This is a genomic window from Neobacillus sp. SuZ13 (genome assembly GCF_030123365.1).
GTDB lineage: Bacteria > Bacillota > Bacilli > Bacillales > Cytobacillaceae > Neobacillus.
The window spans coordinates 2,535,934-2,559,219 of sequence record NZ_CP126107.1 but is presented as its reverse complement, the minus strand read 5'-3'; the positions used below and the strand labels follow the sequence as shown (position 1 = coordinate 2,559,219).

At 37.0% G+C, this 23,286-nt stretch carries 27 protein-coding genes and 2 pseudogenes; 13 read left to right on the top strand and 16 right to left on the bottom strand.

Annotation, left to right across the window (positions count from 1 at the left end):
* Positions 1 to 57: 57 nt before the first annotated feature.
* Both QNH17_RS12300 and QNH17_RS12295 read right to left on the bottom strand, forming a co-directional pair.
* Positions 58 to 1,065: a DUF3231 family protein gene (locus QNH17_RS12300; protein ID WP_283878945.1), complete on the bottom strand. Its 1,008-nt coding sequence runs from the start codon at positions 1,063 to 1,065 to the stop codon at positions 58 to 60.
* A gap of 52 nt (positions 1,066 to 1,117) precedes the next feature.
* Entirely contained in the window at positions 1,118 to 1,543 is a 426-nt protein-coding gene (locus tag QNH17_RS12295) for a hypothetical protein (RefSeq protein WP_283878944.1), read from the bottom strand.
* 230 nt (positions 1,544 to 1,773) lie between these two features.
* Here QNH17_RS12295 and QNH17_RS12290 point away from each other — a divergent pair, with 230 nt between their 5' ends.
* Together QNH17_RS12290 and QNH17_RS12285 are read left to right on the top strand one after the other, a co-directional pair.
* Positions 1,774 to 1,959 carry a hypothetical protein gene (locus tag QNH17_RS12290; RefSeq protein WP_144549708.1) on the top strand — a complete coding sequence of 62 codons (186 nt, stop codon included), beginning with the start codon at positions 1,774 to 1,776 and terminating at the stop codon, positions 1,957 to 1,959.
* 122 nt (positions 1,960 to 2,081) lie between these two features.
* Positions 2,082 to 2,237, top strand: coding sequence for a hypothetical protein (locus tag QNH17_RS12285; protein WP_283878943.1), 156 nt, complete (start codon positions 2,082 to 2,084; stop codon positions 2,235 to 2,237).
* A gap of 99 nt (positions 2,238 to 2,336) precedes the next feature.
* Here QNH17_RS12285 and QNH17_RS12280 read toward each other — a convergent pair whose 3' ends face one another.
* Positions 2,337 to 3,851: an amino acid permease gene (locus tag QNH17_RS12280; RefSeq protein ID WP_283878942.1), complete on the bottom strand. Its 1,515-nt coding sequence runs from the start codon at positions 3,849 to 3,851 to the stop codon at positions 2,337 to 2,339.
* A gap of 167 nt (positions 3,852 to 4,018) precedes the next feature.
* Here QNH17_RS12280 and QNH17_RS12275 point away from each other — a divergent pair, with 167 nt between their 5' ends.
* The 4 genes from QNH17_RS12275 to QNH17_RS12260 all read left to right on the top strand — a co-directional run bounded on the left by QNH17_RS12275 (position 4,019) and on the right by QNH17_RS12260 (position 8,507).
* Positions 4,019 to 4,930, top strand: coding sequence for an MBL fold metallo-hydrolase (locus QNH17_RS12275; RefSeq protein WP_283878941.1), 912 nt, complete (start codon positions 4,019 to 4,021; stop codon positions 4,928 to 4,930).
* Between the two features lie 98 nt (positions 4,931 to 5,028).
* Entirely contained in the window at positions 5,029 to 5,724 is a 696-nt protein-coding gene (locus QNH17_RS12270) for a YhcN/YlaJ family sporulation lipoprotein (protein ID WP_283878940.1), read from the top strand.
* Positions 5,725 to 6,415: 691 nt separating this feature from the next.
* Positions 6,416 to 7,234, top strand: a complete 819-nt coding sequence (locus QNH17_RS12265) for an SGNH/GDSL hydrolase family protein (RefSeq protein WP_283878939.1) — start codon at positions 6,416 to 6,418, stop codon at positions 7,232 to 7,234.
* A gap of 172 nt (positions 7,235 to 7,406) precedes the next feature.
* A complete protein-coding gene (locus QNH17_RS12260; RefSeq protein WP_283878938.1) occupies positions 7,407 to 8,507 on the top strand; it encodes a C40 family peptidase in 1,101 nt (366 codons plus the stop codon).
* A 62-nt stretch (positions 8,508 to 8,569) separates the two neighbouring features.
* Here the strand turns inward: QNH17_RS12260 and QNH17_RS12255 are convergent, their stop codons facing one another.
* The 5 genes from QNH17_RS12255 to QNH17_RS12235 all read right to left on the bottom strand — a co-directional run bounded on the left by QNH17_RS12255 (position 8,570) and on the right by QNH17_RS12235 (position 12,332).
* Positions 8,570 to 9,553: a glycerophosphodiester phosphodiesterase family protein gene (locus QNH17_RS12255; RefSeq protein ID WP_283878937.1), complete on the bottom strand. Its 984-nt coding sequence runs from the start codon at positions 9,551 to 9,553 to the stop codon at positions 8,570 to 8,572.
* A 129-nt stretch (positions 9,554 to 9,682) separates the two neighbouring features.
* Positions 9,683 to 9,862: a hypothetical protein gene (locus tag QNH17_RS12250; RefSeq protein WP_283878936.1), complete on the bottom strand. Its 180-nt coding sequence runs from the start codon at positions 9,860 to 9,862 to the stop codon at positions 9,683 to 9,685.
* Positions 9,863 to 9,912: 50 nt separating this feature from the next.
* A complete protein-coding gene (locus QNH17_RS12245; RefSeq protein ID WP_283878935.1) occupies positions 9,913 to 10,734 on the bottom strand; it encodes a histidinol-phosphatase in 822 nt (273 codons plus the stop codon).
* A gap of 103 nt (positions 10,735 to 10,837) precedes the next feature.
* A complete protein-coding gene (locus tag QNH17_RS12240; protein ID WP_283878934.1) occupies positions 10,838 to 11,401 on the bottom strand; it encodes a DUF2062 domain-containing protein in 564 nt (187 codons plus the stop codon).
* Positions 11,402 to 11,531: 130 nt separating this feature from the next.
* Positions 11,532 to 12,332 carry an HAD family hydrolase gene (locus QNH17_RS12235; RefSeq protein ID WP_283878933.1) on the bottom strand — a complete coding sequence of 267 codons (801 nt, stop codon included), beginning with the start codon at positions 12,330 to 12,332 and terminating at the stop codon, positions 11,532 to 11,534.
* 234 nt (positions 12,333 to 12,566) lie between these two features.
* Here QNH17_RS12235 and QNH17_RS12230 point away from each other — a divergent pair, with 234 nt between their 5' ends.
* Entirely contained in the window at positions 12,567 to 13,832 is a 1,266-nt protein-coding gene (locus QNH17_RS12230; RefSeq protein WP_283878932.1) for an MFS transporter, read from the top strand.
* Between the two features lie 48 nt (positions 13,833 to 13,880).
* On the opposite strand, the gene QNH17_RS12225 is transcribed toward QNH17_RS12230, so the two are convergent.
* Positions 13,881 to 14,396: a hypothetical protein gene (locus QNH17_RS12225; protein WP_283878931.1), complete on the bottom strand. Its 516-nt coding sequence runs from the start codon at positions 14,394 to 14,396 to the stop codon at positions 13,881 to 13,883.
* Between the two features lie 161 nt (positions 14,397 to 14,557).
* Here QNH17_RS12225 and QNH17_RS12220 point away from each other — a divergent pair, with 161 nt between their 5' ends.
* The 4 genes from QNH17_RS12220 to QNH17_RS12205 all read left to right on the top strand — a co-directional run bounded on the left by QNH17_RS12220 (position 14,558) and on the right by QNH17_RS12205 (position 17,216).
* Positions 14,558 to 15,652 carry an AbrB family transcriptional regulator gene (locus QNH17_RS12220; RefSeq protein WP_283878930.1) on the top strand — a complete coding sequence of 365 codons (1,095 nt, stop codon included), beginning with the start codon at positions 14,558 to 14,560 and terminating at the stop codon, positions 15,650 to 15,652.
* A gap of 72 nt (positions 15,653 to 15,724) precedes the next feature.
* A complete protein-coding gene (locus tag QNH17_RS12215) occupies positions 15,725 to 16,462 on the top strand; it encodes a metallophosphoesterase family protein (RefSeq protein WP_283878929.1) in 738 nt (245 codons plus the stop codon).
* A 183-nt stretch (positions 16,463 to 16,645) separates the two neighbouring features.
* Positions 16,646 to 16,963, top strand: coding sequence for a hypothetical protein (locus QNH17_RS12210; protein WP_283878928.1), 318 nt, complete (start codon positions 16,646 to 16,648; stop codon positions 16,961 to 16,963).
* Positions 16,964 to 16,997: 34 nt separating this feature from the next.
* A complete protein-coding gene (locus QNH17_RS12205) occupies positions 16,998 to 17,216 on the top strand; it encodes a hypothetical protein (RefSeq protein ID WP_283878927.1) in 219 nt (72 codons plus the stop codon).
* A gap of 82 nt (positions 17,217 to 17,298) precedes the next feature.
* Here QNH17_RS12205 and QNH17_RS12200 read toward each other — a convergent pair whose 3' ends face one another.
* From QNH17_RS12200 to QNH17_RS12185, 4 genes and pseudogenes are all read right to left on the bottom strand, one after another.
* On the bottom strand, positions 17,299 to 17,625 hold the full coding sequence (locus QNH17_RS12200) for an antibiotic biosynthesis monooxygenase family protein (RefSeq protein WP_283878926.1): 327 nt from the start codon (positions 17,623 to 17,625) through the stop codon (positions 17,299 to 17,301).
* Between the two features lie 38 nt (positions 17,626 to 17,663).
* Positions 17,664 to 18,335, bottom strand: a pseudogene (locus tag QNH17_RS12195) (HAD hydrolase-like protein); the annotation flags it as partial.
* Positions 18,336 to 18,355: 20 nt separating this feature from the next.
* A complete protein-coding gene (locus QNH17_RS12190; protein WP_283878925.1) occupies positions 18,356 to 18,865 on the bottom strand; it encodes a GNAT family N-acetyltransferase in 510 nt (169 codons plus the stop codon).
* Positions 18,840 to 20,009 carry an acyltransferase family protein gene (locus QNH17_RS12185; RefSeq protein WP_283878924.1) on the bottom strand — a complete coding sequence of 390 codons (1,170 nt, stop codon included), beginning with the start codon at positions 20,007 to 20,009 and terminating at the stop codon, positions 18,840 to 18,842. Before QNH17_RS12185 ends, QNH17_RS12190 begins: the two co-directional genes overlap by 26 nt.
* Positions 20,010 to 20,219: 210 nt before the next feature.
* On the opposite strand from QNH17_RS12185, the gene QNH17_RS12180 reads away from it, so the two are divergent.
* Positions 20,220 to 20,441 carry a hypothetical protein gene (locus QNH17_RS12180; protein ID WP_283878923.1) on the top strand — a complete coding sequence of 74 codons (222 nt, stop codon included), beginning with the start codon at positions 20,220 to 20,222 and terminating at the stop codon, positions 20,439 to 20,441.
* Positions 20,442 to 20,832: 391 nt separating this feature from the next.
* Here the strand turns inward: QNH17_RS12180 and QNH17_RS12175 are convergent, their stop codons facing one another.
* Complete coding sequence (locus QNH17_RS12175; RefSeq protein WP_283878922.1) at positions 20,833 to 21,087, bottom strand: hypothetical protein; 255 nt, start codon at positions 21,085 to 21,087, stop codon at positions 20,833 to 20,835.
* A 210-nt stretch (positions 21,088 to 21,297) separates the two neighbouring features.
* Here QNH17_RS12175 and QNH17_RS12170 point away from each other — a divergent pair, with 210 nt between their 5' ends.
* On the top strand, positions 21,298 to 21,618 hold the full coding sequence (locus QNH17_RS12170) for a BC1872 family protein (RefSeq protein WP_283878921.1): 321 nt from the start codon (positions 21,298 to 21,300) through the stop codon (positions 21,616 to 21,618).
* Positions 21,619 to 21,730: 112 nt separating this feature from the next.
* Here the strand turns inward: QNH17_RS12170 and QNH17_RS12165 are convergent, their stop codons facing one another.
* Entirely contained in the window at positions 21,731 to 22,186 is a 456-nt protein-coding gene (locus QNH17_RS12165) for a GNAT family N-acetyltransferase (protein ID WP_283878920.1), read from the bottom strand.
* 138 nt (positions 22,187 to 22,324) lie between these two features.
* Positions 22,325 to 22,803, bottom strand: a pseudogene (locus QNH17_RS12160) (COG4315 family predicted lipoprotein).
* Between the last annotated feature and the right edge of the window lie 483 nt (positions 22,804 to 23,286).

The following is a 23,286-nucleotide window of genomic DNA, read 5'->3' as shown; positions in this document are numbered from 1 at the left end:
AAGAAGGATTATTTCTGTAAAATAATCCTTCTTTTTTATGTGTTAAGGAGATTCCTATTACTTATTTTGGTTCCGGATGGCCTCTCTATCTAACGACTGAGGCGGTTTTTCAAACCAACCATGATCAATCATTATTTTTGCCCCATCCTCCGCATAAGCTCCAACCTTCAAAAGGTATTTCTCATACAATAGGGCTAAATCCTTACGAAGTGAGGCAGCTATGGCAAGTCCGAAGTCCCCAATTCCAATCGCACTCTGCGTATTGGTATGAAATAGCATTAGTTTATCTGAAAAAGGAGCTTCCGTGCTTGCTGTAATCGTTGAGTCCCATGTGGAAGGATAAGAATTGTCGTCCTCTTTTAATTTTATCATAAAATCTTCCACCATTTTCTTACCTAAATCATACCCTTCTTTAAAATAGTCGCTAATTTTTTTCGACTGAGCCACTTGGCTAAATCCTAAAAGCATGGTTTTAGCTACGTTTGCTACCTCAATGTTTACCCCACAATGGGCAATTTCCATAGCAAGAAGTGGGCGTCGGTGACCTATTAAACCTCCCAGAAAGGATTTCTCCGTAATATATTCTACTTTTTCTGGATAGGAAATATATGGAGACCGGATAAACACACCCTTTTCCTGCATCATTTTTGTATTTCTGTCATAAAGGGTTTCCGTTTGGTCATAAAACCTTTTGAACAAGTATCGAATATCTTCTCTAGAGGAAATTGATTTAGCTAAACTATATGTATTCAAGCCTGTTCTTCCCATATGGTGCAGGTAACGCATATACGTTACATCAGAAAAGAGCTTTTTTGCTTGTAAATTCACATCCTGTTTTCCAAAGCCATTTGGCAAGGGAATACCTTCTGTTGTAAATAATTCTGATATTTGATGGAGATGGTCATGAGAAGAATTTAGTGCGAATTCGATAATAGGCTTAATGGTTTGGTCTTCGGTCGTTTGTAAAAAATGACTTAAAATACAAACTCCCATCGAATCACCAACGTATGTACTCCATAACATTGATATGTCAGCCGATGTTATCTTAGGGTTATGGTGTTCCATTGATTTCAACTCCATCAAAGAATTCTAGATAATTAATAAAAAGTGTTATTTTTTAACTATTAGTTTGTAATACCAAGTTAGGATTATAAAAGATAGGTAATAGATCGGAAGTGAATACAAAAATACTCCACCCATGATATTTCATATATCCTGATTTTGTTAGAACAAATTCAGCCAACGCAGACAACACTGTCCAAAACAATGTATAAACAAAAAGTTTATTCGTTTTCTTGAAGTTTAAAAAAACAACTGCCATGAATGATAGGACAAACGTGACAAGTGTCCAATCGGACATATCAATTTTCTTTGTAGTCCCCATATCATAGAGGTCTAAAATCAATCCTACAATAATATGGCTAATCCAAGCAAAATAACCTACAGTTGGGACAATAATAATATTTTCTTTTAACGTTAACCTTTTCGGCATAAATATAATTGCAATAATAAGTACTACAAGTATGGCACAGATGTATACCATAATAACATCAAACTCCTAAAGAGAATCCATTATCAACATTGTTCATATTATGTCATTACTCAAGTTAATTATTCTCATAAACACGTTAGCATATGGTAGCTAGCACTAAGATATGTCCATTCCTTAAACTTTTGGACACTTATTTTTTTATATTTGTTTTTACATAATTGACATATTCGTAACGAGATTGACATATATTTTATCAATCGCATAGGAAGGAGGGTGAACCCATGGATAATCGAATTTTATTATTTTTCGTTTCGATCCTGTCTGGTTTTGCACTTATTAGAGTTCCTTTAGCCGATTCATTTCTCGAAAGCGTTTCCCCCGTTACTGATATCATTGGCATACTAACTGTTCTCGTCTTCTCACTCGTCTTAATTTACAAAGGCGTAAAAGGTTTGTTCAGTAAGTAGCGATATAATGGAAAGCACTCTATGGGTGCTTTCTTTTTTTATTAGCCTTAATCCCTTTAAAAATAAACTTAGCTATTTTGGCATACAATAACTTAAAAGAAATAGAAAGGAGCTTTTCTACTATGAAAAAAGGTACGTATTCAAAGGCCGAACCGACTATTGCAGAGGGTATTGACACAGAGGATGTTTTAAATAAAGATGCTACACAAGAAGAAATTGAAAACGGGGAATCAACAAGTGTGACTACATTATCCCTAGATGAGAACGATCCAAGTTAATTGTAAGTAAATAAGCTACTACTTGATAGCACACTGAACCTATTTAAAAATAAATGCGATGCTTCATTGGCAGAAGCATCGCGTTATTTTTAAAAACCTTCACCCATCGTAGTGTTCTCGCTCGCGTTCTTCTTCCTCAAACATTTCCTTATTATCCTTTTTTGTTTGGCTGCTGTTCAATTTGACTTGTGATTCGGTTGTTCCGTTCAATTCCTCCGAAAATTCTGTTAAAAGAGTTGGTTGCTTTTTCAAAATCGAAGTCCCTTCTTTCGAGGTAGTTTCCACTCTAGATCGCTTGTAAAGTCTCATTAAATAATAAATTAAGGCATATACCACCACCATGACAATCCCTGCGACGAGACCTACTCCTTGCCCAGGAATAAACGGCATACATACAAGAACAATAATCATGCTAATTAAGGCAATCCAAGAAGTATACGGATACCCGCGCATTTGACAAATACCTTCGGGAGGACATCCATTTCTTTTTCGGAAACGAATATGACTTGCCATAATTACGGTATAAGTAAAAATTAATGCAAAACCCCCCGTGGTAATGAGGACCAAGTACACTCTTGGAAACAAGAGGCCAAATCCTAGGCCGACAAGCATCGCAAAACCGGAAAATAAAATCCCGCGGTAAGGTACATCGCTTTTATCCCTTAGTATATTTGGGGCATGTCCTTCATCGCCAAGAGACCTGATCATTCTTCCAAGACCAAATATACACGCCAGCATCGCTGAGAGAATAGCTGAAATTAACACGATATTAATTGCCCTGCCTGCCCAGTTAATCCCCCATCTTTCCAATGAAGCGACCATTGGACTTATGTTTTCGTTCAAAGTTGCCGTCGGAATGAGTGGTAATAGTACAGCAGCATAGAGAATGTATAAACCGACAAGAGAAATTACCGTGTATCGAATCGCCTTAGGAATGGTATCCCTTGGATTTTCAGCCTCCGTTGCCGCAAGTCCTATGATTTCAAAACCTGCATAGGCAAAAATCACCAGCAACATACTCCCTGCAATTCCCTTTACCCCTCCAGGCATAATCGGCTCTGATCTTAACTCACCCACACCGATGGTTGGAGTTCCTGGGAGCAATCCGAGGATTAATACGATTGCTGTGATGATGAAAAAAATAATCGCGAATATTTTTATACCTGACAGACCGCTTGCTAGTTTACCTATCTTATCTGCACCTAATAGGTTTAGTAGCGTAACACCGATGATAATCGAACTACCCAGCAAACCAATGGAAACATTAGGAACCCATTTGCGGATTAAGATAGAAATGGCTGTTGCTTCACTTGACATAGATAAAACCGTTCCCGTCCAATATAGCCAACCAACTACAAATCCTGTCCCCTCACCTAGCTCTCGAGTGGCAAAAGTACTAAAGGATCCTTCCGTTGGGTTTGCCACTGTCATCTCTGATAAGGCATAAAGGATGAGATACACCAATACACCCGCTAGAATATATGAAAGTAAAATGGACGGTCCAGCTGCATGAATAGCAACGGAAGATCCCAGAAAAAAGGACCCCCCAATTACACTTCCTAAGGCCATCATAGTCAGTTGCCATGCGGACAATCCTCTACGCGTTTTCTCCATTGATTTTGTACTCCTATACCGATTATTTTGTAAGTTACATAAAGGTATTATTTACTTGGCACTGCAAAATGATTCTGGTCAAGTCTTGACTGTTTCCTTAGGAAATTTATAATGAAGCGTGATATCCTATACTTACCAAAAAAGTTGGAAATTTGGGGAGACGAAAAATGAAGATATATTCAAATTTAGATAATGTGACTAGTTACAAATCGTTTAAAGACCTAAGGAAATGGCAAAGAGAACGGAAAAAGAAAGTGAAAGACTTATCAATTAACATTGAACAATCTTCTTTAAAAAAGGTACATGAACTTCAGGAAAATAAAAGTAAGACATCCTATACATGGGTGGGACACTCCACTTTTTTGATCCAACTAAATGGAATCAATATACTTACTGACCCTGTCTGGGCTAGGCGGATGGGGTTAGAAAAAAGATTAACAGAACCTGGCATCTCATTAGCAGACCTGCCAGAAATTGATGTGGTCGTTATTTCTCATGGCCATTACGACCATTTGGATTTCCCTACCTTAAAAAAACTAAAAGGAAACCCCCAATACTTTGTCCCTGCTGGTTTGAAGGCTCTTTTTAACAGAAAAGGGTATCAGAAGGTGAGTGAATTGAATTGGTGGGAAAGTGTTGAACTTGGAGGAATAACGATTCATTTTGTCCCGGCACAGCATTGGACAAGAAGATCATTGACCGATATGAATACCTCTCATTGGGGAGGGTGGATTTTTCAAACACCCCTAGAAACGTTGTATTTTGTCGGTGATACCGGTTATTTTAGTGGGTTCAAACAAATCGCGGAGCGTTTTAATTCCATTGATACGGTGTTTATGCCAATTGGCGCCTTTGAACCGGAATGGTTCATGGCCCCTGCACATATTTCACCAGAGGACAGTGTAAAAGCTTTCATTGAATTAAAGGCAAAGTCCTTCGTTCCCATGCATTATGGTACATATCGATTAGCCGATGACACTGGCCCGGAAGCTTTAGATCGTCTACTCCGTGAATGGGAAGAGCAGCAACTTCCTAAAGAACAATTAAAAGTACTGCTACTTGGTGAAACAGTCATTTGACCAGTTTCTGCTCAAAATTTACCTGCATTTACCCACGAATACATTCACTTAAACAGGTCACGATAAATTTGTAAGACTTTTTTAAGGGAGTGACTTTTGTGGTAAGAAAAAGCTGGATGACTTTTGTTTTAGCAACAACCTTATTGGGTTTAACTGGCTGTGCAAATGACAATGATAATGCGGTCAATAATAATTCCAACGATTTAGGCGTTAATAACGTTAGAAACAATGCAATTAATGGGGTGAATGTAAGGAATGTTTCTAACCAAAATTTACGTGTTTCAGCCCGTGCGATTCGGAACGTGGAAAGTTTAAATGAAGTTGATCAAGCAAATGTGATCATTCGCAACAATGATGCATATGTGGCTGTACGATTAGAGGGGACTCAAAATGGCGCTCGTGCACGTGGTGGTACTACAGGGACTGGTCCAAATATGAACGCCACTTATGGAAATGGCTATAATTCCGGTACAACAGGTACTAACGGTTCTGCCAATTTGCATGCTACAACCGGTAATCGCAACAACGCTACCATTACTGGAACCACTGGAACAAGAACAAACGCTCGTATTAACCGTGCCAATGATCTAAATGCACGCGGGAACAATACATTAGATCAAAAAATAATAAACCAAGTTCGTGCAGCTGATCGCAGCATCGACAATGTATATATTTCTTACGATACCGATACTTTCGGTCAAATGACAAACTATTCCAATGACATTCGTACTGGAACTAACAGAGATGGCCTGTGGAATGACTTTACTAATTCCGTAAACAGGATGTTTAGATAGGGTAATATAGCTGCTGATTTTCCGAAGAGGTCTGGTCATCATCGGTATGATGAACTATCTCTATGATTTTTCGAAGAGAATAGGTCATCATCGACTGGATGATGACCTTTTTCTTTGGTCTTCCGTAGACGTCTGGTCATCATCGCCCGTATGATGACTTTTTTCTTTGGTCTTGCATAAACGTTTGGTCATCATCACACGTATGATGACTTTTTTCTATAGTCTTCCGTAGACGTTTGGTCATCATCGCCTGTTTGATGACTTTTTTCTTTGGTTTTCTAAAGAGATTTGGTCATCATCGCCTGTTTGATGACCTTTTTCTTTGGTTTTCAAAAGAGATTTGGTCATCATCGACTGGATGATGACCTTTTTCTTTGGTCTTCCGTAGACGTCAGGTCATCATCACCCGTATGACGACATTTTCTATGGCCCTTCAAAAGAGATTTAGTCATCATCGACTGCATGACGACCTTTTTTATATGGTCTTCAAAGACGTTTGGTCATCATCGACTGGATGATGACCTTTTTCTTTGGTCTTCCGTAGACGTTTGGTCATCATCATCCGTATGATCACCTTTTCTATTGCCCCTTAAAAGAGATTTGACTTTCATCCTCCTTCTAACTGGAAAACACATCCTACTTATTTCACTTGTTATTCTTGATATAATAGAATATTCAAGGAGTGGATGGTATGAAATTAGTAAAATATCTGTTTGTTTTTGTAATGCTCATTGGACTTGGTATTTCTGCATGGATTTATTATCCTCAGTATCAAATACATCAAATGAAAAAACACGCGGTTGTGGTGAGCAAAAGTTCGAACCAAACCTCTTTTATTAATTATTATCGAAATACACAAAAGGCTCAAATTCACCATCTGGCTATTGGCGATTCTATCATTCGCGGAGTCGGTGCACCAAAGGACGAGAACTTTGTTAGTCTATTTTCTAAAAAATTGGCAACACAAACTTCAAAAAAAATAGTCACACAAAACGAAGGGATCAACGGAATTACCAGTAATGAATTAAACGAACTGGTTCAGGAAGGTCGTTATGATGAAGCAATCAAGCAGTCAGACATTGTCACGATTAATGTGGGCGGAAATGATATCTTACAAATGGCTAACGGGCAAGATATTCGTTCGGTGATTCAAGGCTACGACCAATTAAAGAACAATTTCTCGAAAAATTTAACCAACATCACGAAGAAAATTACCATGCTTAATCCGAACGCCACGATTGTATTCTTAGAATTGTACAATCCATTATCACCTGATGACCAATTGTATCCACTGGCAGATAAAATGCTGCCGAAATGGAATCTTAATATTTATGAAGCTGCGAACAAAGTCCCAGGGTCGATAGTCGTTGAAACCACGAAGGTCATTAACGGTGACCATCTGCAAAATCTTTCCCCTGATGGTGTCCATCCAAATGTGGCTGGTTATACCGCCATTTCAGAGCAAATGATTGATCAATTTAAACATCAATTTAGAAAAAGTTCAGTATAAAACCGAAGGAAGACTCATTTCCTTCGGTTATTTTATCCTACCTTTCTACTATTATTTGTTATTTAAATGTAATAGCCCTATAACACTATTGATAGAATGTTTTGCTACAATTTTTATAGATTTAATAGTGCGAACATTTAGAAAACAATAGAGTGGAAAGTAGTGGTGTAAGGTGATCAAAAAGATACTTACTATGGTTTGTTTTGCCATTATGTTTACTGTTGCTGGGAATTGGATACAAAAGGTTCAGGCGGAATCTGTAACTGACATACAAACTCCTCATACAACTCAACATGACTATCCTACACTTCAAGGAAATTTTTTAAGCATAACTAGCCAATTAAATCGGGTTTCCAAGACCATACAAGCAAATGACCTAGAAATAAAAAATATTAAGTCCGAACGAAAACAAGCCAAAACAGAAGTCAAACAGCTCGAAAAAGAGCTTCGGAGTTTAACAAAGGATATGGATAAGCGAAAAAGTATCTTACGAGAACGTGCTCGATCCTATCAACAAACTGACAAGCATATTGCCTATCTCGATGTACTCCTAGGGGCAACAAGTTTAAGTGATTTTGTGGATCGTGTTGGTGCGGTTGCAGCCATTGCTGAGGCAGATCAAGATCTACTCGAACAGCAGGAAACACAACAACAGGAATACAACCGCAAAAAGATCTCTTTAGAAAAAAAACTAACCGACCTCAAAACTATGAAGAGAAAAATAGAAACAGTAAGTTCTAATCTAAAAAAACAAGAAATTGAATACGAGATGCTTAGAGAACAACATAAAAAGAAAATAAGAAACAAAGAAAAGGTTAAGATTAATAGTAAGGAGAAGGATAATAAAAAGGGTGAAACATACATAAATGTAGCCTCGGAAAATGTAAGTGACTATATAGGGACTGTCATTAATGCTGGACATAAGTATGTTGGTAACTCTGTTTATGTGTTGGGCGGCGGAAGAAATAAAGATGATATTGCCCGTGGAAGATTTGATTGCTCTGGCTTTGTCCATTGGGCATTTGCGCAAGCTGGCATTGAAATCGGCACCTCGACGTCGACCATTAAAAATGATGGCAGGCAAGTTTCTCCCGAAGATATTCGGCCAGGTGACCTTGTTTTCTTTGATACCTACAAAAAAGACGGCCATGTTGGAATTTACCTTGGCAATGGGAAATTTATTGGTTCCCAAAGTTCAACAGGTGTTGCGGTCGCCGATATGACAAAAGGATATTGGAAAAACGTGTTTAAGGGTCGTGTGGTTCGCATTTAGGAGGTAAAAATAAATTCATAAGGACCGATCCCATTCGGTTGGTCCTTATGACAAGATTATCACTATTGCCCTTCCTCCTTAACTAACGGGGCAATTCTATCAATTCGATTGGTCCATATTCCTCCTGTAAAGTGATCTGGAAGTCGTTTTAGGTCATCCGCTGAATCAAAGCCTTCAGACCAGCCTCCATCCCCTGCAACCACAAGGACTCTGGTGTTAACATTATCCATACGGTTTAAAAATTTATTCGGCCAGCCCCATAACAGTGGTGCATATTTCTCAGGTATATGTAATTGCGTATTCTTACAGGCAGATGGGATATAACCTGTCCATCCCACACCTAAATACGGGATCAAACAGCTTTTTAGCGTAGCCATTGACATCATTCTTAGCCCTGGAAGCTGTTCTTTTAATGCAGCAATCGGCTGATCATCCCCGTAAACAGTAAGCTGATCCAGGCGTTTTTTCGGTAGTTTCGATAGAAATCCAGCAAGCATCGTCCCCTCTTTTGGGTCTGCGTTTTTAATATGTATCAGGAATGGTTTATCAGCAAAATGCGTCATCACCTCGTCTAGTGACGGCATTAATCCCACTCCTTTTCCCCGAAATGGAAAAGTCTTACCGTTATCTGCTGTATATCCGTAACCAATATCGACCTCTTTTAATTCTGCCATTGTGTAGTCTTTAGTAGACCCTTTTACATTTGTGCGGCACTCAAGGGTTTCGTCATGAAACACGGCAAATTGACCATCTTTTGTTGGTTTAATATCTAATTCGACAAGGTCAGCACCGGTATCATAGGCAGCCTTCATAGACGACAGCGTGTTTTCTAAGTAGGGATGCTCGGGTTTATAAATACGCTCCGCTGTACAGGTATCCCACTCAATCCCTTTCATCGGAAAAGTTTGTCCAAGCCCGCGGTGTGCCAATAAGAGCGGTTCTCCCTTACGATTCTTTGTTAATATAGAACTATTATTAAAGAACATAAATACAATTAATAAAATCAGAAATAATCCGAATCTTTTTAATCCTTTTTTGAACTTCATTTATTTCCTCCATTGAGTCCATTAAAATTTCCCCTTATTCATCATAATGGAAAGCAAGATTGCAGACAATTTACGAATAAAAAAACACCCTTCCACTATTCAAATAAATGTGGAAAGGTGTCCTTTCAATCATATCAGCGGTCGGTCGGCATCTGGAGATAAATTTGGATCTCCGCCACCAATGATAATTGCACTCTCTGGCTGAATATCATTATCCTCTAAGTTTGCTGTAAGACTGGTTTTGCTATTTTTATTATCTTTAATAGTATTCTGAAATTCCTGTGGTACATTCTTTTTTTCTTTGTCCATGGTTACACCCCTTTTTACAGGTAGTGTTTGTAAAATTATACGGAAATATTCTAAATCCTTACTAACACTCTTTCTTTGTTCTTAAAATATACCCATTCCTTGAATCCAATTTCCTTGAGACGTTGCTGAACAAGATCAAAATCGTCCCCTACTCGATGCGGATCATGAGCATCGGATCCAAAGGTTACTTTCACACCATAGTGTAGAGCCATTTCAAGAATATCGTCTGACGGATACCAGCCGCCAACGTCCTTGGTTTTTCCAGAGGTGTTGATTTCAATTGCAATATCATTTTCTCCTATCACTTTCAGGGTATGTTCGACCGCAGCTGTCTGAATGGATGAAAAAGCAGGATAAAATCCTTTCATGGCGTCAATATGGCCGAGGATTTGAAACATACCACTTCGTGCGGATTGCTCAATTAGCGAATAGTAATTTTCTTTCGATTTGATCTTTTCTTTATCAGTCAGGCCGTTCCATCGCTTTTTATTAAAAATACTTACTCCGTCCACATAATGAACAGATCCAATGATGTAGTCAAAAGGATATGGTTCAAAACAGGAGCGGTAAATGTCAACTGACTCAGGGAAGAAATCCGACTCTACCCCGAGCAGCACGTCGATTTTCCCTCTATAGACTTGTTTTAACTGAAGGACTTCGTTCACATATTCGGGAAACGCACTTTTTGCCATGGCGATATTGGGATGGAGTTGATCCTCCTCACTGCTGAAGTATGGGGAATGATCAGCTATACCGATTACATTTAATCCTCTTTCAATTGCGGCTTCAATATAATCACGTATTTTCCCACGAGCATGACCGCATCTTTCGTGATGGGTATGTAAATCAAATTTGGAATTTAATATTTCCACAATTTTCACCTCAACTATTAATATGTACATTCTTCGGAAAAGATTAATCCAAGCTAAAAAAAGAAAACACCTTCCTCTGAAGACGTTTTCTATTCTGGGCTGCTTATATATAAGTTTGGTTGATTGAATTAAGAGGAACTTCACGTTTATCCCGTCTTCTTTTTTGCCTTTTTGCCTTTTCCTTTTCATAAAAATGATACACAATAAAATAAGAACAAACCCCAAGGATTAACCCGAATATCGACATTCCTATTAACGTATGGATTCCTCCATGAAGGATACTTACGAGCGTATGGAAATCCCCATGGATTAATTTTTTAAACGAAAAAGAGGAATGGTGCCCGATATGAACCTTCATTGGAAAAAGAAATTTCCCTAATGTTTTTGCAAAAGGTAACAAAATGACTGGGAGCAGTGTTAATTTTCCAATTACATTCCCAATAATTGATGCAGGTAATGAGCCTTTCGCTAAACGGACAATCGGAACAAAAAATATATAGATAAGTGATCCTGTTGACAGAACCAACATTTCTAAGCCAAGGCCAAGGGCGAATCCTAAGGATACTTTTTTAGCTCCACCAGGAGACCTAAGCAGTTTAATAATATTTAACTTAAAAGCACGTCCAAATCGTTGAAAAAAATTATACTTTTTTGGTTTAATGCTCATGTAGGTATCTCCTTACTACGATAGATACCTTTATTATACTCTAAATAAGCCATAACTACTATTCTAACAAATTAACTTTTTAAACAAATAAAGAGTGGTACCCATTTGGAAACCACTCTACTTCATTCGTTTAGGCTTTAACCTCTTTATTTAAGTATACTGTCAGAATTTCTTTGACAGAACTCCTTCCCCTATTTATCGCAGTATTATATGCTTGTTCCCTGATAAACTCTGGCAAATGTACAAGTGATTTTAATTGAGCGTAAGTCCCGCTTGGTTCGATTTCGATATCGACAATATTATAGCTCCACTCGATCTCAGCAGGAATATGGATCGCATTGATTCCCAGTTCAAGCGCCGGTTTGATGTCCGTTTTGAGTGAATTACCAATCATCCAAGTACACTTTTTATCTGTGTTGATATTATTTAGAATCTGCTGCAGTGCATCGGTGTTTTTATGTTCAAAAATAAAGATTCTGTCCTCAAAGTAATCCGTTAACCTCAATTGAGTAATCTTTCTCCTTTGGTTTGCTTCATCCCCTCCTGTAAATAATAACAATTGATGTCCGTCAGCTTGTAAGGTATCCAGGATTTCATACATATATGGAAATGGTTTTACCTTTCGTTGAAAAACACTTTGACCAATTTTTTCAATTTGATTTATCTCAGATCCCTTCAGTTTCCTTCCAAATCTTAAGCAAAAATACCGATAGGTTGCCACTAAGGATTGCGTATATAAGGAAGAATGTAAGCCGTTTTTTTCCACACCTTTTATGTCAATTTCAGATTGCTTGTCGAGAATTTCTTGTTTAGAAACTAATTTAAACCATTTCTTCATCACATTTGCAAATCTGTTTCGAGATTCTACAAAGTATTTATTGCAATGAATTAAAGTGTCATCTAAATCCAATATTAAGGTTTGTTGATTCATGAACCAATTCCCCCTTTAATAATGGTGTAAACTAAGTATATGGGTTTACATCATTTTCATGATAAAATGAGCCTTTCCCATTTAAAGTTAGTGCGTTTGTATTATAGGACTTTTTAATCATAGAATTAAAAATTTCAATATAATAGTAGCACTAAAAAGTCAGTGCCTAAAAAGACAAAAATCCAAATTTATGTAGTATAATAAGAAAATTATTACTAACAGGAGTAGAGATCATTGGAAAAACAAAATAGCAAGTATCGATGGGTCGTTTTTGTGTCAGTTTTATTAACATATTTATTAATTGTGAGCCAACGTACAGCCCCCGGATTGATTTCCGACCAATTAATGAAAGATTTTAACATAACCGCCTCTACGATTGGATTACTGGCCAGTATTCAATTCTTTGCGTATGCTGGTTTACAAATTCCTGTAGGGATCTTGTCCGATCGATTTGGTCCTAATTTCTTTCTAGTGATTGGGGCGCTGCTTACAGGGATAGGTACGTTAATTTATAGTACGGCCTCACATGAAGTCGTGTTTCTTTTGGCTAGATTATTGGTAGGTATGGGTGATGCGGCGATATGGGTTAATTTAGTGTTGATCCTCAGTCAGTGGTTTAAAGTAAGAGAATTTGTTGGATTACTAGGTATCGCGGGAATGGCAGGAAGCTTTGGCTTTTTGTTAGCGACCGTACCACTATCTGCATGGATTACGTTATCCGGGTGGCGCGCACCTTTTTTTACAACAGGAATCCTATTAATTCTTTGCAGCGTCTTACTTTATATTGTGCTCATACAAAAACCTAAAAAAATGACGTGGAAAAGTACAGCTAGTAATAAACCCAAAAAACCACGTGAAAATACGCTGATTTTGCTACGTCGGATTTTTACCACACGTCAAGCATGGGCCGCATTCTTTTGTCACTTTGGTGCTGTTGGTACGTATGTAGGATTTATTGGTTCGTGGGCTGTCCCTTATGGGATGCATGTTTATGGGTTGTCACGTTCAGATTCAAGTCAGCTGATTATGATTGGTCTTATCGGAGCTATTATTGGTGCTCCTTTAACCAGCTGGATTTCCAGCCGCTTTGACTCAATTAAACGACTCTACGTTTTTGTTCACTGTATTGTAGCTTTATCCTGGATGTCATTTTTAATTATGAACGGAAAGCCGCCAATCCTGATGCTTACGATTATTTTCTTTATTATTGGGTATGGAAATGGGGCGAGTGCTTTAACCTTTGCGATTGTCAGAAAATCCTTTGATATCAAAGAGGTCGGAGTGGTTTCCGGTTTTGCCAATATGGGCGGATTTTTAAGTGCTGTCCTTTTACCAAGTATTTTCGGGAAAGTATTAGACCATTTCCATGCATCCACAAGCAGTGTAGGCTACCATTATGGTTTTATGATCCCTGTTCTTTTCTCCCTTCTGGGATTATTCGGCGGATTAATGATCATTGAACAACGTAAGGAAGTCGTTCACCAGACACAAGTAAATTAATGAAAAAAAACTAGGAAACAGAACGGTGAGTTTCCTAGTTTTTTTCATTTATTCGATTGTATAGTCCATGACCCATTCGGTGTTTGGCAGATAGTTAATCAGGAAATGGCGGCCTTCCACATTGTTTTTGATCGGATAATGTGGATTCGGAGCAATGCTTAGTCGTTTGTTATTAATGATAACTGTAATCGTTCCTTCTATTTGACTCTTTAATGTAGCTTTCTCATAAACAATTTTTGATGGAATCCCTTCTATTTTCGCGTAATTCTTTTTAATGTAAGCAGGTGAATCCGCCCAAAATGAAGTAGCACTATATAAGGCTACGGCACCAAGTCCAAGAATACCTAAACGGTAGATCCAAACAACTGATGAGCCAATAAAGGGTAATTTTTGCAACCTGTTAAAGCCTTTCCAGTCGTTTTTTATTTTTAAACTATATAAAGTAAAGGATAAACCAGCACCAGTTAACCCAATCGTGACAAACGGGAAGATATTCGTATAGATTCCTAGAGGGACGAAAAAGAAGAAGGTAATACCGAGTCCTAATATAAGTGGTGCTTTCATATATTACTCTCCTTTTAAGAATATATTGGATAACTTTTCTCCTTTATTATGTGTAAACCCACTCTAAAATACTTAAGTTTAGATTAATTTTCCACATCATGTTAAAATTATGTCAAAGGCGTGAACAGTAAACAATTTCTTTAGACAGAAGGGTTTCTTTGATGAATTTTACTATTGACGATATAAGGGTTCGATTCTGTATTACATTGGTAACCTCCTTAATCGGAGGTTTCATATTCTCCATCATCCATTCACCAATTCCTTGGCTGCTTGGACCAATGACAGCAGTTTTAATTGGCTCTCGGTTCGGAAAAGTTCAGTTTTACTGGCCAAAGATGATTCGAGATACCGGCTTAGTGATTGTCGGATATTCCATTGGTCTATCGTTCACTAAAGAAGCACTCCTTGAAATCGTGGCAAAACTGCCTTCCATGTTATTGATGACGGTATTGCTTGTTTGTTTTTGTGCTGGAATCGCTTTTGTGGTATCTAAACTGTCAGGGGTCGATTATCCGACCGTCCTGATTGGCAGTATTCCGGGCGGGCTTTCACAAATGATAATCTTTGCAGAAGAATTAAAAGGAATTAACATGACTACTGTAACGTTTCTTCAAGTTGCTCGATTGATTATGATTATATTCTTTGTTCCCTTTCTTATCTTCGGACCATTTTTTAATAATACTTCCGACACAGTGTCTGACTTGGTTACTGGAGGTGCTATCTCCCCTTGGCCCTTTTTTCCTAACGTTATTTGGTTTGGTTTAATTTGTGTGGTTTGTGCTTTACTTGCTAGGAAACTTCACTTTCCTACTCCCTACTTACTAGGGCCAATATTAGGAACAGCAATCTTCAATTTAATGGGATTACAAGGACCAGCGTTACCTCCAACTTTACTGGATGCCTCCCAATTTTTTATTGGTGCTTATATTGGTCTGCTATTAAAACCTGAGAAACTGGAACATAAAACAAAAATTATTTCGCTTGCACTCATTAGTGGGATGGTCATGATCCTGGTCTCCATCGGGTTAAGTATACTGTTGGTTAGTTTTTATCATATTAACCATTCGACCAGTTTTTTAGCCTTAGCTCCTGGTGGAATGGATCAGATGGGAATTCTCGCACATGCCATCCATGCCGATTTATCAATGGTTACCGGCTTTCAAATCTTTCGCCTACTTTTTATTTACTTTGTCGTTCCTCCAATTCTTAGATGGATCTTTAAAGTCGGAATCGGGAAGACCGTAAACACTCCTTAGATTCATGGTTTCAATTATTTGTATTTTATTTGATACAAGTAGTTAAACTATATGAAAAACGGAGATTTGATTATGGAACATAAAATAGCAATCATAACTGATATTCACGGGAATTTTTCAGCCTTAAAGGCTGTTTTGAATGATATTGATAAGGACAAAACGACCGAGCATATTTATTGTTTAGGTGATTTGATCGGGATTGGGTATGAAACGAACGAGGTTCTTCGGCTGTTAACCTCACGTACTGATATTTCTTTTGTTATGGGAAATCATGATGAAGCTATAATGGATATCATTGCTGGTAGAGAACCCTACAGCAGAGGTAAAGAAAAAGTCCATCACCAATGGATTGCAAAACACATTGACCGGAAGTTTATCCCGTTTTTAGATGAGATTCCTGTGACTCTAGATGCCGTTTATAATGATAAAAAATTGTTTTTTGTTCATTACCATTTAAGTGACCAACATGTGTTTATCCCATTAGATAAAGAACCCACCGAAGCGAAGCTTGATGAACATTACCGAACTTCTACCGCTGATATCGTTTGTTTTGGACACCATCATGTCATCCACCACTTTAAATCAAATGGGCGACTTTATCTCAATCCAAGCTCCTTGGGCTGCAACTATCAGCCATTAGCAGCCTATGCCGTGCTGACAATCGGTGATCAGGGAGAAGTGTCCGTTGCTTTCAGAGAAGTGCCTTATGACAATAGGGAGTTTTTGTTGGGTTTTAAAAGACTGAATGTCCCTGATGGAGATTATATATTGAAGGGCTTTTTTGGAGATCAGCATTTGAAGTTGATGTAAAAAATGTAAAATGAGCTTCGGCCTAGTGCTGAGGCTTATTACTTTTCAAAGACTTGTTTTGTTCTCATTATTAAAATTTCTTTTGGGCTTGAATTTTGGCATAGGACTAAAGACTAAAGGAAAATAGGAGGATTTACTTTCCCTGCATATCTCTTAAAATACATAGAAGGAGGTTGAGAACCAATGTTAAAAAGAGTAATCATCCTTTTGGTGCTCTCATCAATATTATTAGCTTTAGTATTAGTAAAAGATCATACTTCAGCTCCTGTTAGTGATTCAATATCTAAAAATCAAAGTTCCTCTAAATACACTACAGTAGAATACAAGATTACCAAAATTAAAGGAAATAAATATTACGGAAACAGCGAGGACGGAACAGACATTATTTTTTCTTCTAAGAACATCCTTTCCGGTGATAAGATACAAGTTCATGATGTCGTCATATGTTATTTCGAAAAGAATAATTTAGGCAGTGGGTTAGTTAAAGTCGAAAAGAAATAGTATCTACATATTAATTATAGAAAGGGTTATTAGTTTGAAAGAATATACAGTTTGCTATACGTTTGATCACGAAATAATTATCGAAAAATTAATTAAAGAATCTAATGTCAAAAAAGAAGAGGTTGAACAAGAAGTAGTTGAAAAGCTGAATCAAAATAAATACTTTATTGTGAAAAATGATCAAGGTACTTTTAAGATTGATTCATCTTTGGTACGTTTTGTAAGAATTATAGATGTGAAGATATTAGTCTAAAAAAAAGTTTCACCTGCTTTCTATGGCAGATGAAACTTTTTAAAAATAAACTTCTACTCATTCCCCTACCTGATCGACAATTTTACATTTCAAAAAAATTATCTCTCTCAACACGGCAAACTCTAAGGGAAAAGCTTTTGTACCATTCTGATTTCCCTTTTTCTTGTGCTATTTTGTGGGCGGCATGTTCCTTCCACTCTTTGATGGACTCTAAAGTATCCCAATAGGAAACTGTAATTCCTAACTGATCATCCCTCACACTCTCCACACCTAAGAATCCCTTTTGCTTTGCGGCTAACTCCACCATTTTATCCGCCATTCTTCCATACCCTCTGTCCCCTTCTGTTCGTTGTGATGAAAAAATAACTGCGTAATAAGGTGGTTCTGGCGTCATTGCAATCCCACTCAAATTAAAGTTCCCCTCTCGGATTATTCTGATTAAATTTTTTAGTTTAAGATGTACTCCAAACTTATTAATTCCTGTAAACTATCAATCTTTATGTCTGCTTGAGACATCTCTTCCTCTTGAGCAAAGTCAAAGTTGCATCCGATGGCAATTAATCCATTGCTTTTAGCCGCATTAATATCGGATAATCGATCACCAACTACCGCACCTTTGTCAATATGATACTTTTTAATGATGGCTTGAACTAAGTCAGCTTTGTTTTGAGTGTCTATTTGTTGAATACTAAATGTCTCAGTGACCCAATGTTCTAAGTTATAATATTTTACAATCGTATTTAGATATTCTACTTGACCATTACTTGCTATGTAGATGGAACAATCCTGATCCTTTAAAAAACTGAAAACTTCCTTTACATACGGATATAGCGCACCATGACCTACGTTAATATTAGCAATTAGTTTCTCATGGAAAAATTCATTAGCTAGCTCTCTGACGATTTGGTTGTGGTCAGGTAATAAGGTTTCCCAAACTACTGGTAAGGGCACACCCATAATTTCACGATATTTTTCAATGGGTGTTTCTTTTTCCCATAAATCCAGAGTTCTCAGATAATCAAACGTTTCTTGAAGAGAGATTTCTAATATTTTGTTTGTTTGAAATAGTGTTCCATCCATATCAAAAATAAACGATACCGACATACTCTTATCCCCTTTAAAATAGGCTTTGTTAAATTTCATTCCTTGTATAATAAAAGTTTAGACATATGGTATTCATCCTCAAATTTACCGTCAATGAACAACGAATGTCTTTTCGTGCCTTCAATTTCAAAGCCCATTTTTTTATATAACCTTACACCTGCTTCATTTCTAGAGATGACGGTTAGTTCAAGGCGATGCACATGATGGTCCGCTGCCCAGTCCTCTAAATATGCAAACAGTTTAGTTCCTATTCCAGTCCCCTGATACTGAGTTAAGATTCCAATAACTACATATACAGAATGTTTGTTCCTTTTGGCATTTCCACCCATCGCAATAAGATATCCTATTAATTCAGTATTTACTTCGGCTACAAAAATAGTAGAATTGCCCTCTTTTTGCATCGTTTCTATTCTTTTTTCTTGTTGCTTCAGTTCAATCATTCTCTCCCCTGCTTCATAGAGCATGAATGGGGATTCACTCTCCACTTTTTTTATTAGATGCACAAATCGCTCGGCATCACTAATTTTTATTGGCCGGATTTCCATGAATAGTTACTCCTTTATTTTTTGAAAAAGTTATACTTTTATTTTCATGTCCCTTCATCCCAAATAAAAATCTTAAAAGCTGAACTCGTCGAATGATAAAATGATAACAAATCATAATTAAAGTGAAAGAAACAGGAATTAAAAAAATAAGCTTAACCGGGATTGGCCAGGATAGTTCACGGATGAAATAGCCTAAAATTACAATTATCGGTTGATGTAGGACATAAAACGGCATAGAAGCTTCACTTGCATACTTTAGGAAACCATTGGAAAAAGATAAATATTTGTCTGCCAGAAAGAAGATACATAATAGCAAGCTCCAACAATTAAGTGTTCTTACGGCATAAAAGATAAGAGCTTGCACGGAGCCAGGTTGTGGGAAGGCCATCATAAACCACACAATGTAAAGGGCTGAAGTTATTGCAGCCAAAATAAAGTGTAATTTTATGGTTGATTTTAATATTGGTTTAAAAGCTGAACTCGAGAAAAAATAATAGCCAAAAACTAAGATGACTAGATAGAAAACGAGGTCCCACCCGCCTAATCCTTGTGTTTTTATTAATCCAGTGATAATTAGAATTAATGGCAGTATATAAAGATGCATGATTCCAAATGTTCTTCCGTTAGGGACTATTTTAAATAATGGTAACGTAATAAAGGAGAAGACTAGTAGCACGAGTAAATACCATAAATGTAATCCAAAGAAAGCGAAATTACCTGTTCCCCCAAAATCTAAATATATGCCATCAAAGTAATGTGGCAAAAATTCTAGGAAGGTACCACTAAACTGGTTGTTGGCCATACGTTCCATAAAGATTTGCGGAGGAGTTAAGATAAATACTCCGAACACAAGGGGTACCCCTAGTCTAATCAGTCGTTCTTTGAGATAATTGGATGTTTGCCGCTTTTTTAATGCATAAGACACATTGATCCCCGAAATGGCGAAAAAGATCGGCATGATCCAGGCCCCGACAAACAGCGAAAATACTAAAATACTACTTGAATCCAACTGATTATTTTTAACATGCCAAGGAAATGGATTAAAAAACATAGAGCAGTGATAAAGGAATACTCCCATTGTGGCTAAAACGCGAATCCAATCGATATCATATTGTCTACTTAAAGATGCATTTTGATTTTCCATATTTCACCCCATTATTAACAAATAAATCTATACCTATTTTTACCATAATTATATATTAATAGTAAACTTCTAATCTCACCCATTTCGTCCGTTGATTCGGACAGCCGTTTTCAAATATTTTTTATTAGTAATGTGTACTTCAACTAACTCATATATTTTATATGAGCATTTTTTATGAATCACATACCATAAGAAATAGGTGAGACCAACATGTATGCTGTTCATTTTATTGAAAACAATAATGTTTTATTAACTCAGCTGCTTCAACGGGTTCCAACCGAAGGTGAAGAGTTAAAAATTAAAGGACGTAAAGCAAAGGTTTCTAGTGTTAAAAATGTTGATGAACTACATGTTCATGTTCAAGTTACCTTAGAGGTCGTTAATAAAAAAAGTAAATTTGTTGTCGATAATTCCAAAAAGAAAAAGCGATAAACATTAAAAAAGAACGTACATGTTAGATGTAATCTAATATGTGCGTTCTTTTTATGTTTACATATTCTAAGTATGGACAGCCGTGTTTTATATCTCACACGCTGAAATATTCGTTAATCCGGCCTAAATTTCCCAGAAATATCCCCTTCAAAACATGCTTTGCATAATCAATATAGAATTTATTATATAGTAGGTGAAATGAATGACTCACGGGCATGGTCAATCCCAATCCCAATTTATGCCATGGGAGCAGTGGCATAATCAACATCCACATGGTACGTGGCAGCAATGGCACCAAATGTTTCCCCATCGTGAAAAGTAGCCATCTACAGAATCATGGAGAGGTGCATTGTTCACCTCTTTCTTTATTAAAATGTGTAAAAAATCGATTCTAAGAGTTAATCGAGATAAAAAAATCAATCAATTGATAGATTACGACTCCTATGAAAATAATGAGGCTGATGGTTATAAGAATTCTGCGGGGATTCCGATACCATTTTGGCATTTGTTCTACTCTCTTTGGGGCTTGAAAACCTTGTACAATATCACCGTGCTTGATGACATCATTAAAAGGAGTCCTATCTTCCAAACGGTGATCGTTGTCTATTGCAGTTTCTTGAATTGTATCTTTGTTAGAAGTATCCATTAAATCCCTCCCCTTCAATATCCATATTATAACATTTATCATCAAATAAGATGGCCAAATAATACTCTCCCCTACAGAAAATTATTTTTCAAAAATTCAAATAAATAGTAGTCAAATTATTTCTCGTGTTATACAATATAACCATATTAAACATACTGTTACATAACAGATAGACTAAATCTAAAAAATTGGAGAAAAGGGGTAATTGATATGAACAAGACTGATTCAATTGCACGGAGAATTCTAGGTTGGAAGTTAAATCGGTGGGATCGGTGGTATGATTATGAAAAAGCTACATTCATCCATGAATCGGATTTTCAACCTGAGCATAATCTTGACCATGCCATGCTTATTGTAGACAGATTAAAGGATTATGGCTATACATTTTCATCTAATGGAGAATCTGAAGCTAGCTTCAATGATATCCGTGCCACTGGTAAAACCCTATCAGAAGCCATTACGAATGCAGCCTACTCCATCATTGAAAATAACGTGGAAGACCGATCAACAATTTGGGCCCAATTGTGCTAGTTTATAAAAAAGGAGTTGATTCCTGCTTTGGCAGATAACCAACTCCTTTTTCTATTTATTTTTTGATAACCTCTTTTAATTCATTATCCAATATCGATTCCTCCCAACATACTTATAATTCCATTGTCATAAATACGCTATTGGGGTCCTCGGTATAATCCGAAAATGGATGGCAATAGTGGAACCCGAAGCTGGCATAGAGCATTCTCGCAGGCTCAAAAGCATTCATTGAACCCGTTTCTAAACTTAGTCTATTGTAGCCGCGCTGTTTTGCTTCTTCAACAATATGTTGGAGCATCTGTTTAGCTACTCCTTTTCTTAGGTGCGAGGATGAGGTTCGCATCGATTTGATTTCCCCATGTTGCCGATCAAGTTCTTTTAATGCCCCGCACCCAAGTAATTCCTTCCCTTCCCATGCACTCCAAAAAGTAATCTCCGGTTTTTGCAATTGATTAAGATTTAGGGCATGGATACTTTCCGGCGGCGAATTCAGTGTCATATTATGAAGATGTTCACCAATCAATTTTGCAATATCTGCTCCGGTTAAATCATCGAGTTTTATTTCCAAACAACATCCCCCCTTAGGACCTTTTATTGGAAAATATTAACCTATTACCTGGATTTTTGCTAGTGTATTTTCCGTTTCACACAAAAAAGCTGCCATTGGCAGCTTTCTTAAACGAAATATACTGGTAAAAGTATAATTCTATTTGAAAGTGGTTTCTGCATTCACAATAAACCACACATCTCCTACACCCTGACCTATTACATCGCCTTTTGCTTTATCTTTTATCCAGTAATTGGATACCCTTTGTACGTCACTTGTTCCGCTCCATTATCTTCTCGCTTGATTGTACCAAAATCACTTTTGTTAAAACCTTCTGGAACATCGAAATCTGTGGCTGTAAACGCCGGCCAATTTACTAAACAATCTCCACTACATACACTCTTGCCCATTTGATCTTTTGTAAAATAGTACAATGTCATTCCTTTTGAATCTGCTAAGTATTTGCCTACCTTTTCATTCTCTAACAATTGTAAACTCGCATTTGTACTCCCTTTATCATTAGTTGAGGTGTCACTTTTTGGTTTATCCTCTTTTGTAGTTTCCTTTGTCCCATTACTGCAAGCAGCTAACAAAAAGATTAAAAAGAAAATGGTAAAGAAATAAGCGTACTTTTTCATTTAAGTTCCTCCTCAAATATGGTTGTTTACATTAAAGGAAACGGACTATGTTTTAAAACGGTTTGATGAAAAAAAAATCTTTTTGTACTTGTTAAGGCCAAGGCATCTTATTTAAATCTCAAAAATCTAAGAGAACATCATTTTAATGCATTGCGGTCAGATTTTATATTTTTTATAGTGAGGATTAGTATTGAAAAGTTGTAATCTGCAAAAGTACAATAAGCGGAGTTTTTCCGGTTAAATGCAGAATGGAGCTCTTTCGGGGAAAATAAGGGGAGTTTTTCCGGTTACAAGGCGAAATCTCCTATTTTCGAATTTTTCGAGTCAATAGGCGGAATCTCTCCATTTATTTAAGCCTTTTTTAATAATAATTACGAATTAAGTGGAATATTACGTCTATTTTCCAGCTTGTGTGCTTAACTTGATTCCCCCCAAAAGCCCAGAGCATCTTGATCCTAGATGAGGGAATTGCTATGTCAAAGT